Source organism: Vibrio sp. HM8-C (genome assembly GCF_058630515.1).
On sequence record NZ_JBMMKS010000001.1, the window covers coordinates 153,785 to 165,328 of the forward strand.

Annotated in this window: 11 protein-coding genes and 4 tRNA genes; 7 read left to right on the forward strand and 8 right to left on the reverse strand. The window is 42.9% G+C overall.

Going from position 1 to position 11,544, the window contains the following annotated elements:
• Positions 1 to 9 precede the first annotated feature (9 nt).
• Positions 10 to 855: an NADPH-dependent 7-cyano-7-deazaguanine reductase QueF gene (gene queF / locus ACOSVQ_RS00675; protein WP_491980694.1), complete on the reverse strand. Its 846-nt coding sequence runs from the start codon at positions 853 to 855 to the stop codon at positions 10 to 12.
• A 109-nt stretch (positions 856 to 964) separates the two neighbouring features.
• On the opposite strand from queF, the gene syd reads away from it, so the two are divergent.
• Both syd and ACOSVQ_RS00685 read left to right on the forward strand, forming a co-directional pair.
• Positions 965 to 1,516 (forward strand): SecY-interacting protein, encoded by a 552-nt coding sequence (gene syd, locus ACOSVQ_RS00680; protein WP_491980695.1) that lies wholly within the window; start codon positions 965 to 967, stop codon positions 1,514 to 1,516.
• The gene (locus tag ACOSVQ_RS00685; protein WP_491980696.1) at positions 1,516 to 2,292 is read left to right on the forward strand and encodes a Zn-ribbon-containing protein; all 777 of its coding nucleotides are present in this window, start codon (positions 1,516 to 1,518) and stop codon (positions 2,290 to 2,292) included. The genes syd and ACOSVQ_RS00685 overlap by 1 nt, the downstream gene beginning before the upstream one ends.
• A 114-nt stretch (positions 2,293 to 2,406) precedes the next feature.
• Here ACOSVQ_RS00685 and ACOSVQ_RS00690 read toward each other — a convergent pair whose 3' ends face one another.
• The 3 genes from ACOSVQ_RS00690 to metN are packed head-to-tail and all read right to left on the reverse strand — an operon-like array spanning position 2,407 to position 4,952.
• Positions 2,407 to 3,216 (reverse strand): MetQ/NlpA family lipoprotein, encoded by an 810-nt coding sequence (locus ACOSVQ_RS00690; RefSeq protein ID WP_491980697.1) that lies wholly within the window; start codon positions 3,214 to 3,216, stop codon positions 2,407 to 2,409.
• A gap of 34 nt (positions 3,217 to 3,250) precedes the next feature.
• Positions 3,251 to 3,928, reverse strand: coding sequence for a methionine ABC transporter permease (locus tag ACOSVQ_RS00695; protein ID WP_165310565.1), 678 nt, complete (start codon positions 3,926 to 3,928; stop codon positions 3,251 to 3,253).
• Positions 3,918 to 4,952 (reverse strand): methionine ABC transporter ATP-binding protein MetN, encoded by a 1,035-nt coding sequence (gene metN / locus ACOSVQ_RS00700; protein WP_491980698.1) that lies wholly within the window; start codon positions 4,950 to 4,952, stop codon positions 3,918 to 3,920. Before metN ends, ACOSVQ_RS00695 begins: the two co-directional genes overlap by 11 nt.
• Positions 4,953 to 5,219: 267 nt before the next feature.
• On the opposite strand from metN, the gene gmhB reads away from it, so the two are divergent.
• The 5 genes from gmhB (at position 5,220) to treC (ending at position 10,675) form a co-directional block, all read left to right on the forward strand.
• Complete coding sequence (gene gmhB, locus ACOSVQ_RS00705) at positions 5,220 to 5,777, forward strand: D-glycero-beta-D-manno-heptose 1,7-bisphosphate 7-phosphatase (RefSeq protein ID WP_491980699.1); 558 nt, start codon at positions 5,220 to 5,222, stop codon at positions 5,775 to 5,777.
• Between the two features lie 95 nt (positions 5,778 to 5,872).
• Positions 5,873 to 6,232 (forward strand): MliC family protein, encoded by a 360-nt coding sequence (locus ACOSVQ_RS00710; RefSeq protein WP_491980700.1) that lies wholly within the window; start codon positions 5,873 to 5,875, stop codon positions 6,230 to 6,232.
• 80 nt (positions 6,233 to 6,312) lie between these two features.
• Entirely contained in the window at positions 6,313 to 7,263 is a 951-nt protein-coding gene (gene treR, locus ACOSVQ_RS00715; protein WP_491980701.1) for a trehalose operon repressor TreR, read from the forward strand.
• A gap of 244 nt (positions 7,264 to 7,507) precedes the next feature.
• Positions 7,508 to 8,932, forward strand: a complete 1,425-nt coding sequence (treB, locus tag ACOSVQ_RS00720; RefSeq protein ID WP_491980702.1) for a PTS trehalose transporter subunit IIBC — start codon at positions 7,508 to 7,510, stop codon at positions 8,930 to 8,932.
• Positions 8,933 to 8,995: 63 nt separating this feature from the next.
• Positions 8,996 to 10,675, forward strand: a complete 1,680-nt coding sequence (treC, locus tag ACOSVQ_RS00725; protein ID WP_491980703.1) for an alpha,alpha-phosphotrehalase — start codon at positions 8,996 to 8,998, stop codon at positions 10,673 to 10,675.
• A gap of 134 nt (positions 10,676 to 10,809) precedes the next feature.
• Here treC and ACOSVQ_RS00730 read toward each other — a convergent pair.
• From ACOSVQ_RS00730 to ACOSVQ_RS00745, 4 genes are all read right to left on the reverse strand, one after another.
• Positions 10,810 to 10,894, reverse strand: a tRNA-Tyr gene (locus ACOSVQ_RS00730).
• A 103-nt stretch (positions 10,895 to 10,997) separates the two neighbouring features.
• Positions 10,998 to 11,082 (reverse strand) — tRNA-Tyr (locus ACOSVQ_RS00735).
• Positions 11,083 to 11,185: 103 nt separating this feature from the next.
• Positions 11,186 to 11,270, reverse strand: a tRNA-Tyr gene (locus tag ACOSVQ_RS00740).
• A 102-nt stretch (positions 11,271 to 11,372) separates the two neighbouring features.
• Positions 11,373 to 11,457: transfer RNA gene (locus ACOSVQ_RS00745), tRNA-Tyr, on the reverse strand.
• Positions 11,458 to 11,544: the final 87 nt, after the last annotated feature.

Here is an 11,544-nt window from a genome sequence, read left to right on the forward strand (position 1 = left end):
TAAGTCCTTTTATTGGCGAGCCATACGTTTATTGTCTTGTGGTGCAGCTTGTTCTGTTGAACGGTATGGGTTGATATCTAATCCACCACGGCGTGTATAGCGTGCAAATACGGTCAATTTTTCCGGTTTGCAGAAACGAGTGATGTCCATAAAGATACGCTCAACACATTGTTCATGAAACTCATTGTGCTCACGGAAAGAGACTATATAACGTAAAAGTGCTTCGCGGTTAATTTTCGGACCACGATATTCAATTTCCACGCTTCCCCAGTCTGGCTGGTTGGTGATCAGACAGTTCGATTTCAAAAGATGGCTATGAAGCGTCTCATCCACGATAGTTTCATGGGCTGCACCTTCTAATAAGGTTTCATTAAAATCGTAACTATTAACTTCGATGTCCTGATCGTCAATACAATCGCCTTTCATAGTGACAATTGGTTCAGAGGTATAGTCGCTTAGTTTCTTCACTTTCACTTCAACGGTTTCGCCTGCGCAAGCCGAAAGGTCTGCAATTAAGTGTTCTTCCACTTGCTGCCAGTTTTCAAATTTCGTCTGGTTAAAGCTGTTGAGATAAAGCTTGAAGGACTTAGACTCAATTAAATTGGCACTGGTAGCTGGTATAGCAACTTCACCGATAGCCACTTGAGGTAGACCTTTGCTGTTTAACCATGACAACTCGTAGAGTGTCCAGATATCGCAGCCTTTAAAAGGCAGCTCATTACCTAAATTAAGGTCGTCACGGTTTAAGCTGCGTGGTACAGGTTGCAACAGCGTAGGATCATATTGATGTGAGTAATCGGTTTTTTTACCTAAAGTCAGACCTGCTAACTCTTTGGCATCGGAATATTTGCTCATACTTAATGCTTAATTCGATTAGAATAAGCAGAATTTTACGCAATACCGTAGCCTATGTCATCAAAGGGCTGCGAGTTAGCTCAATCGAACGGGAACATTGGAGATTTTCATGGCGTATTCTGTTGCAGAAGCCTTACGTACTTTTAGCCAACGCTATTTAGATGCCTATCAAGCGGTGCACCAACATTTACCTGAAAATGAAGAGCTACTGGACTGGGTTTCGCCATGTGTGGCGCAAAAGCTTGCAGATAGTGTCTACTGGCAACCAGTTATAAGAGATGTCGCTGCTGATTTTACCAATGTTGAAAATGGGATAGAGATTGCTTTGCATGAAGACATTCATGCGTTTTACGGCTCTCAATACAGTGCTGACATGCCTGCAAGCTGGAAGGGCAATGCGCTTAACCTTTTGCAAGTTTGGAGCGATGAAGATTACGAACGATTGCAGGAAAACATTCTCGGACATCTAGTCATGCAGCGCCGTTTAAAGCAAAAACCAACAGTATTCATCGCGACCACGGACGATGAAATGGAAGTTGTGTCGATATGCAATCTCACCGGAAATGTCATTCTCGAAAAGTTAGGCACAGATAACCGTCAAGTTCTGAGTGAAGATGTAGCGAGTTTTCTAGAACAGCTTGAGCCAGAGGTGCAGGCATAATGTACGTTGTTGAACTGGAATTTGAATGTTTTGATAACACTACCATTACCGCTGTTGACAAAGCCATCAACGGATTAATGGATGCATTGCGTTATAACGGGCAAATACTCGGCCGTGAGTTCCCAATCATCATGGGCGATGGGGAGTTTTCTGTTCGAGTGGTTTGCCCAGAAAAAGATAGCCTGCATCCAAATAATCACTCGGATTTTGTCAAAGTTTGCTTTAATCGTCTTTCTGATGCGTGTTTGCTAGCACCAAAGTTTCGTTTGCTTGGCAGAGACATCAATTCTGAGCAAGCTGCGGAAGAAGAAACACCAAGTTGGCAGGTTCTATACACCACTTATGTGCATACCTGTTCTCCGCTTCGCAGTGGTGAAACTTTGTTGCCGATACCTCTTTATCGAAATGAAGCAACGTTAAACGGTGACCATAAGTCAGTCATTAAATGGCAAACAGAGTGGCAAGCGTGTGATGAGCTGCAAATGGCGGGTGGCTGCAAAGCTGAACATGCGGCTTTGAAAGAGATTTGCGATGTAGACAGTGACTTGTTCCGCCGTGGCTGGGATCTGAGTAAACGTATTGAATACATCACGAAAATTCCAACTTATTACTATCAATACCGAGTGGGTGGTAAGAGTTTGGCGGAAGAGAAAGCGAGACCTTGCCCTAAGTGCGGTGGGGAATGGTTGTTAGAAGAACCCTTGCATGACATTTTTCATTTCAAGTGCGATAACTGCCGAATCGTTTCTAACATCTCTTGGGATCATCTGAAGTAATTAGTTTTAAAACTTATCGACCGTTCATAAGGCTCAACCACCTTCAATAAAAAGGGCTCCAATCGGAGCCCTTGAACTATCTGACAATTAAAAGTCTTAGCAATAATCTAGTGATTACCAGCCTTTAACTGCGCCACCGTGGAAAATTTCTGAAGCGCCGTTTGCTACTTCATCTGTTTGGTAAGCTTTTAGGAAATTTTGTACGTTTTCAGCGTTTACGTTGTCTTCACGAGCAACAAGCAGGTTAACGTAAGGTGATTCTTTGTTTTCTACGAAGATACCATCTTTCTCTGGAGTCAGATTGATAGAGCTTGCGTAAGTTGTGTTGATGATAGAAAGCGTAACGTCATCAAGAGAACGTGGAAGTTGAGCTGCGTCTAGTTCAACGATCTTAATGTTTTTAGGGTTTTCTACGATGTCACGTACAGTTGCTAGTAGACCAACGTCTTCACGTAGTTTTAGTAGACCTTGTTGCTCAAGTAGAAGCAGAGAACGGCCTAGGTTTGTTGGATCGTTTGGTACTGCAATACGGTCACCGTCTTGGATCTCATCAACAGATTTCACTTGTTTTGAGTAACCCGCAATTGGGTAAACAAACGTGTTACCAACGATTGCTAGTTTGTAACCACGGTCAGCAATTTGCTGATCTAAGTATGGCTTGTGTTGGAATGCGTTTGCATCGATTGAACCGTCGTCTAGCGCTGCGTTTGGTGTTACGTAATCAGTGAAAGTTACTAGTTCAACATCTAGGTTGTATTTCTCTTTTGCAATTTTTGCAGCGATTTCTGCTACTTGAGCTTCAGCACCAGCAATTACACCAATTTTCACTTTGTTGTTATCAACTTCTTTTTCACCACAGCCAGCTAGCACAAGAGCAGATGCAGCAGCAGCGATGGTCAGTAAACTTTTAAGATTGAATTTCATGGTAATCTCCTTGTTAGAAATTCTTATATCGTTTTTATCTGTGATCAACGCGGCGTACGAATGCATCGCCGATTGATTGAATTATTTGTACTAGAACAATAAGCATGACAACGGTTACAGCCATTATCACGACATCGTAACGGTGGAAACCGTAACGAATAGCCACATCACCTAGGCCACCACCACCTACCGTACCTGCCATTGCTGAATAGCTCACAAGAGTTACTAGCGTGATAGTTACAGAGTTAAGAATGGTTGGCATTGCTTCAGGTAGCAGCACCTTGCGAATGATTTGCATTGGTGTCGCACCCATAGATTGTGCAGCTTCAACAAGACCAGTTGGAACTTCCAACAATGCACCTTCAATCAAGCGAGCGACAAATGGAATAGCGCCGATGGTTAAAGGTACGATTGCTGCTGTTGTGCCGATGAAAGTACCCACAAGCAACTTTGTCACAGGGATAATTGCAACCATCAACACAAGAAACGGTACTGAACGTCCAACGTTGACGATTGCGCCAAGTGCACTGTTCAATTTCGTGTTTTCTAGCAAACCACCTTTTTTAGTGGTGTGAAGAATAACGCCTAGTGGAATACCTAGTGCAAAACCAATAATTCCTGCAACTGCTACCATATACACTGTTTGCCAAGTTGCTGTTAAAAGCAGGTCACCGTTTAGTGATAACCAACTTGTGATGGTATTAAAGGACATAACCAAGTACCTCTACTTTTACTTTATTGTCACGAAGGTATTGAATTGCAGCATTGTCGTTTTCTTCGTTACCGAAGATTTCCGCTACCATCATGCCGAACTTCACACCGCCAGCGTAATCAAGGTCGGAACTTAAGATGCTGACATCGATATTGAACTTACGTGAAATTTGCGACATCAATGGCGCGTCTACTGTGGCGCCAGTAAATTCTAAGCGCACCAATGGGTAACTGCCTTCAACTCGTGTTTGCTGTAAGCGTGCTTGATAATCATCTGGAATTGATAAATCCAATGTTGAGCGAATGAACTGGTGTGCAAGTTCTGTTTTTGGATGAGCAAAGATTTCACCCACAGTGCCTTTTTCTACCAACTCGCCATCACCGATGATAGCCACTTCATGACAAATACTTTTTACTACATCCATCTCGTGAGTAATCAACAAGATAGTGATATTTAACTTACGGTTAATCTCTTTCAATAGCTCAAGAATTGACTGTGTCGTCGCTGGATCAAGAGCACTGGTTGCTTCGTCACACAGCAATACTTTTGGATCAGACGCTAGAGCACGAGCTATCGCAACACGTTGCTTTTGGCCACCACTTAAGTTTGATGGATAAGTGTCACGTTTCTCTGAAAGACCAACCAGTTGAAGAAGTTCAGACACTTTCTTATCAATGTGTGCTGCACTTTTACCTGATAGCTCTAGTGGCAGAGCAACGTTTTCAAACACAGTACGTGATGAAAGCAGATTAAAATGCTGGAAAATCATACCGATGTTACGGCGTGCTTCGCTCAATTGTTTCGAGCTAAGCTTCGTTAGATCAACACCATCAACAATAACGCTACCGTTAGTTGGGCGTTCTAGCATGTTCACACAACGAATCAGAGTACTTTTACCAGCACCTGAAGAGCCAATAACACCGAAGATTGTGCCTTGTTGGATGTTAAGGTTGATGTCTTTTAAGGCATTGATTTCTTTCGTGCCTTGATAGAACACCTTGTTGACGTGACTAATCTCAATCATTGAAAAACCTGCGCAGGGATAAATCTTGGTTGTTTTGTAACGAGTTACCTTTGTATTACTAAAATAGTAGTAACAACAGAATAAAATATTTAACTCGTTCTAACTTGGTAGAGGATGCTATGGCTTAACTAACTTCAAGTCAATAGATATTTTTACGTCTAGACGTCTAAATGGTCATTCGAGAGAGATCGTTAAGTAATTAGATAGTGATGAAAGAAATAAAGCGTGCAATAATTCGCGTAGTTTGACTTTATAGAGATGAATATTTTGGCGAAACCAGCTGTGTTTTTAGACCGTGACGGCGTGATAAACGTGGATCATGGCTATGTAAGCGACGAACATGACTTTGAGTTTATCGATGGTGTTTTTGATGCAACGAAAAAGCTGCATGAAATGGGTTACTTGCTTGTGCTTGTTACTAACCAATCAGGTATTGCTCGTGGCATGTTTAGCGAAGATCGTTTTCTTTCATTAACACAGTGGATGGATTGGAATTTCGTTGATAACGGCGTCGAACTCGATGGCATTTATTACTGCCCTCACCACGCAGAACATGGTGTAGGTAAATATAAAGAAGATTGCGATTGCCGTAAGCCTAAGCCAGGTATGTTTATCTCAGCTCGAGATTTTCTAAAAATCGACATGGCGAATTCTGTTATGGTGGGCGATAAAGCCGAAGACATGATGGCCGCCGAAGCTGCTGGTGTAGGTACTAAAATTTTAGTGCGCACTGGTAAGCCTGTGACAGAAAAAGGTGAAAGTTTAGCGACCGTTGTACTGGACAGTTTGCGCGATGTGCCTAACTATTTAAAAGAGCGCAAATAATACCATTACAAGTAATCGGTAGTAGATACATTGCTGGGTTTGGTATTAGGAGGTCGCTTGTGCGGCCTTTTTTATTACTAAAAGAGAGAATCATCATGAAGAGAAACGATAACCTTGTTGCGTTTTGCCTGATGGCACTATCTTTGACTGCATTAACCGCCTGCTCAAGCTCAACTGAAGTCGATGGGCTTAAAGTTAAAGACAGTGATTTCCAACATTACGTGTGTGACGATGAGAAGCAGTTTGACGTGGCTTATGTATCGTCTGAAAACGCAGTATTGAGGACGTCTGAAAGCATGTACCGTTTAGTCAGTATTCCAACAGGCTCAGGGGCAAAATACATACTGGATGATCACACCTCTGTGGTCGTTAATCCTGTTACCTTGTTCACGAAAGGCAACGACGCTAGGTTAGAAGTCAAAGGTATTATCTATAAAACTTGCCGGATAGAGTGAATTTTTGCTTATATATGGCCTAGAGCATAAGTAGTGCGGTGGTTTCGCCACCGCTTTTATCACCTTGCAGACCATATTTCATGAGCAAAAAACTCACCATTCTTGATATCGCAAAACTTTCCGGAGTCGGTAAATCTACCGTTTCTCGCGTACTCACCAATGATCCAAAAGTGAAGCCTGAAACTCGAGAGAAGGTAGAGAAGGTAATTGCAGAATCGGGTTACGTTCCTTCAAAGTCAGCACAGCTTATGCGTGGTGGCAGTCAAAAAGTTGTTGGTGTTATTATCTCTCGTCTTGATTCGCCGTCTGAAAATCGTTCTGTCAGCAGTATGCTTGAGACACTGTACGCAAACGGTTATGACGTCGTCATTATGGAAAGCCAGTTTGATAGAGAGAAAACCAACGAACACTTAGATGTGCTGATGAAACGCAACGTCGATGGTGTGATTATCTTTGGCTTTACTGATCTCGATGCTCAGGCTTTGGTTCCTTGGCAGCTAAAAGCAGTCGTCATTGCAACACATTCCGAGCAAGTCTCTTCTATCAATTACGATAATACTGGCATCATCAACCAAGCCTTGGAACACGTAACATCCCAAGGATTAAATCGCATCAGTTTTATCGGTGTTGATCCTAAGGATGCGACAACGGGTGAAATGCGTTTAAAAGCGTACCTCGATTGGTGTAAGAATCATCAACTCAAGCCTTGTTATGAAACGGGGCAACTGAAGCACGAGAGTGCCTATCAGCTGGTCGATAAGGTGCTAAACAAAGAGACTCAGGCTATTGTTTGTGCCAGTGACACTTTAGCGTTGGGGGTTATCAAACGCCTGCAAGAGTGCCAGCGAGAAGATGTTATGGTTACTGGGGTTGGAGGAAATGAACTTCTTAGCTTCTTATTTCCTAAGATTTACAGTGTTGATCCAGGTTATCGACAAGCGGGTAAACAGGCTGCAAAGCTTTTAATTCAACATCTTAGCGGAGATGTTCAGCATCTTGTCCATCTTACTCAAACGCCGTCTATTCGCTAGCGAGCGACTCTCTGATCAAAGCGATGAACATTTTTCGCTTTGATCATTCATCTTCTATAGCTTTCTATTCTTACCTTAAGTTTGTCGAAAAATTCACCGTCTAATGTGATCGTTCTCAACTAATGGGACTGTTCCCATTTTAAGCTTTAATGAGTTGTGCCACTATACTGAAAACTTTGGTGGGAATGTTCCCATTATTGATTCAACTAATATAAAAGCTATAAGTAACAGGGTGGACAAAGGTATGAGTAAGATAGCGAGACAAGATGTCGTGCGTCTTGTTGAATTGGTTGGCGGTAGCGAAAATATCGCCAGTGTTAGCCACTGCCTAACACGTTTACGGTTTGTACTGAATGAACCAGAAAAGGCAGATAAACAAGGTTTGGAATCTCTCAGCATAGTGAAAGGTTGCTTTACCAATGCAGGTCAATTCCAAGTTGTTATTGGCACCGAAGTCGACCAAGTGTTTAAAGTGCTTTTGGATGTAACAGGTCAGGCTGGGGCTTCGAAAGAAGATGCGAAACTAGCGGCACGTCAAAACATGAACATCTTAGAGCGCGGTATTTCCCATCTTGCAGAAATTTTTGTACCGCTGCTTCCTGCCATTATTACCGGTGGTTTGATCTTAGGTTTCCGTAATGTGATTGGCGACATCAAGATGTTCGATGGCCAAACTCTAACCGAAATTAGCCAGTTCTGGGCAAGTGTTCACTCATTCTTGTGGTTGATTGGCGAAGCAATTTTCTTCTTCCTACCCGTTGGTGTGTGTTGGTCTACAGTGAAGAAATTGGGTGGTACGCCAATTTTGGGTATCACTTTGGGTGTGACGCTTGTTTCTCCTCAACTTATGAATGCCTATCTCATCGGTAAGCAAGTGCCAGAAGTCTGGGATTTCGGCCTGTTTGTAATTGAAAAAGTAGGCTACCAAGCTCAAGTTATTCCAGCCATTTTAGCGGGCGTATTGCTAGCCTTTATTGAAAACACGTTAAAACGAGTCATTCCAGCGTACCTATATCTTGTCGTTGTGCCGTTTGTTTCTTTAATTCTGGCTGTAATTTTATCGCATACATTAATTGGCCCATTTGGTCGTATGTTAGGTAACGGCGTTGCATTTGCAGCCAAAGCTGCAATGACAGGCGATTTCGCGGTATTAGGCTCAATGATTTTTGGTTTCTTGTACGCACCATTGGTGATCACTGGTATCCATCACACAACTAACGCAGTGGATTTGCAGCTTATGCAAGAGCTTGGTGGAACACCGATTTGGCCTTTAATTGCTCTGTCAAACATTGCACAGGCATCGGCTGTTGTAGGCATCATTCTTATCAGTAAAAAGCATGGCGAACGCGATATCTCAGTTCCAGCGGCGATTTCCGCTTATCTAGGTGTAACTGAACCTGCCATGTACGGTATTAACCTTAAATACAAGTTCCCAATGCTATGCGCAATGATTGGTAGCGCTCTAGCTGCGGCGGTGTGTGGTAGCGCTGGCGTGATGGCTAATGGTATCGGTGTCGGTGGTTTACCAGGCATTTTATCTATTCAACCTCAATACTGGAGTGTTTACCTAATTGCAATGCTGGTGGCAATTGTGGTTCCAGCAGCTTTGACTTTGGTGATGTACAAACGCGCACAAGGCAAAGGCGTGCTATCAACCGCATCAGCATAAACCTTTTTATGAGTGGCTTTTAGCCACTCTTTTTCTATTTTATTTTTGGTAAGTGAGATTCGAATGGCCTTTGCTAATACAGCATCTGACTGGTGGAAGACCGCCTCTATATATCAAATTTATCCCAAAAGTTTTTGTGACAGTGGCGCAAAAGGGACTGGGGATATCCAGGGAATTATTTCTAAATTGGATTATCTGCAAAAATTGGGGATTGATGCCATTTGGCTGACACCTGTGTATCAGTCGCCAATGGTAGATAATGGTTACGATATTGCGGATTACTATTCGATAAATCCAGATTTTGGCACCATGGGTGACTTTGATAGCTTGCTAGAGTTGGCTCATCAAAAGGGTATTCGAATCATAATGGATATCGTTGTTAACCATACATCAACGCAGCATATGTGGTTTCAATCTGCTGTAGCTGATAAATCTAGCCCTTATCGTGACTACTACATTTGGAAGTCGCCAGTAGGCGGGCAAGCTCCTAATAACTGGCAATCCAAATTTGGTGGTAGCGCTTGGGAATACGACGAAAAATCCAATCAATATTACTTACATCTATTTGCGAAAGAACAAGCGGATTTGAACTGGGAAAACCCGTTGGTTCGAGATGAAGTCAAAGAAGTGATTAGCTTTTGGGCTGAGAAAGGTGTAGATGGATTCCGTTTAGATGTAATTAATTTGATTTCTAAACAGCAGGATTTCCCAAACGATGATTTAGGAGATGGGCGACGATTTTATACCGATGGACCTCGCGTTCATGAGTATTTACAAGAGATTAGCCGCGATGTTTTCCAAAAATATGGCAGTGTGACGGTGGGTGAGATGTCGTCGACTACGTTGGAGCACTGTCAGCAATATTCTTCGCTAGATAACAAAGAGCTGTCTATGGTGTTCAACTTTCATCATCTGAAAGCGGATTATCCGAATGGTGAAAAATGGACCAAAGCACCGTTTGATTTCGTTCAGCTCAAGCAAGTGTTTAACCACTGGCAAACCGGTTTAAACGGAAAAGGTTGGGGAGCTCTTTTCTGGTGTAATCATGATCAACCTAGAGTTGTGAGTCGGCTGGGTAACGATACTCAGTATCGTGTTGAGTCAGCCAAAATGCTCGCCACCTCTGTACACATGATGCAGGGAACACCTTATATCTACCAAGGTGAAGAAATTGGTATGACGAACCCGGGTTACAGTTCGATTTCCCAATATCGAGATGTTGAAAGCACTAATATGTACGGCATTATGGTTAAGCAAAAAGGTGTTAGCGATGCCGATATGCTGGCTATTTTGGCGCAGAAATCTCGTGATAATTCTCGTACGCCAATGCAGTGGAATAGCGAACAATATGCCGGATTTAGCAAAGCAGAACCGTGGATCTCTGTGGCGAACAATTATCCACATATCAATGCAGAGCAAGCATTAGACGATGAAGATTCGGTATTTTACTACTATCAGAAACTGATTCAGCTACGGAAAACTATCCCGATAATTACGGACGGTGACTATGAAGATTTTCTACCGGATCACGAATCTGTTTTCGCATATCTAAGACGTAGCACTACTCAGATATTGGTATGCCTGAATAACTATTATGGTGTAGAAGCTGAATGTGAACTGCCTGCGCAACTAGAGCTAAGTAAAGCTAGTTATCTTATTGGTAACTACGCTGACATAGAACAACATGCGGTGGAACGTAAACAAACGCTGAGAGCTTATGAAACCAGAGTTATATTGATTTGAGCGTTAACGAGCACTTTCATCAGTGATAGTTTTGATGCAATAAAGTCCCAAAGCGTTGGGGCTTTTTGTTTATATCGAGTGAACAAATATCTGAAATAAAAAAAGCCAGCTCAATGAGCTGGCTTTTCCGTATATGGTGGAGGGGGACGGATTCGAACCATCGAAGGCGGAGCCGGCAGATTTACAGTCTGCTCCCTTTGGCCACTCGGGAACCCCTCCAGGGTGTTTTCCTAATCTTTTACAAGAATAGGCTTAACTGACGTTTTCCCAACGCATCAATCAAGTTTTGCTCTCATGAGAGTTAATATCTCACAAGAAAATATGGTGGAGGGGGACGGATTCGAACCATCGAAGGCGGAGCCGGCAGATTTACAGTCTGCTCCCTTTGGCCACTCGGGAACCCCTCCAGGGTGTTTTCCTAATCTTTTACAAGAATAGGCTTAACTGACGTTTTCCCAACGCATCAATCAAGTTTTGCTCTCATGAGAGTTAATGTCTCACAAGAAAATATGGTGGAGGGGGACGGATTCGAACCATCGAAGGCGGAGCCGGCAGATTTACAGTCTGCTCCCTTTGGCCACTCGGGAACCCCTCCAGGGTGTTTCCTATTCTTTTACAAGAAGAGGCTTAACTGACGTTTTCCCAACGCATCAATCAAGTTTTGCTCTCATGAGCGTTAATATCTCACAAGAAAATATGGTGGAGGGGGACGGATTCGAACCATCGAAGGCGGAGCCGGCAGATTTACAGTCTGCTCCCTTTGGCCACTCGGGAACCCCTCCAGGGTGTTTTCCTAATCTTTTATAAGAAGAGGCTTAAATGATGTTTTCCCAACACATCAAGCAAGTGCGGAGCGCATATTATCAAAC

Coding starts and splice junctions, on each gene's coding strand:
- treR (WP_491980701.1), top strand. CDS start 6,313: ATGAGCAAAAAACTCACCATTCTTGATATCGCAAAACTTTCCGGAGTC.
- ACOSVQ_RS00690 (WP_491980697.1), bottom strand. CDS start 3,216: ATGAAATTCAATCTTAAAAGTTTACTGACCATCGCTGCTGCTGCATCT.
- ACOSVQ_RS00710 (WP_491980700.1), top strand. CDS start 5,873: ATGAAGAGAAACGATAACCTTGTTGCGTTTTGCCTGATGGCACTATCT.
- ACOSVQ_RS00695 (WP_165310565.1), bottom strand. CDS start 3,928: ATGTCCTTTAATACCATCACAAGTTGGTTATCACTAAACGGTGACCTG.
- treC (WP_491980703.1), top strand. CDS start 8,996: ATGGCCTTTGCTAATACAGCATCTGACTGGTGGAAGACCGCCTCTATA.
- treB (WP_491980702.1), top strand. CDS start 7,508: ATGAGTAAGATAGCGAGACAAGATGTCGTGCGTCTTGTTGAATTGGTT.
- queF (WP_491980694.1), bottom strand. CDS start 855: ATGAGCAAATATTCCGATGCCAAAGAGTTAGCAGGTCTGACTTTAGGT.
- syd (WP_491980695.1), top strand. CDS start 965: ATGGCGTATTCTGTTGCAGAAGCCTTACGTACTTTTAGCCAACGCTAT.
- metN (WP_491980698.1), bottom strand. CDS start 4,952: ATGATTGAGATTAGTCACGTCAACAAGGTGTTCTATCAAGGCACGAAA.
- ACOSVQ_RS00685 (WP_491980696.1), top strand. CDS start 1,516: ATGTACGTTGTTGAACTGGAATTTGAATGTTTTGATAACACTACCATT.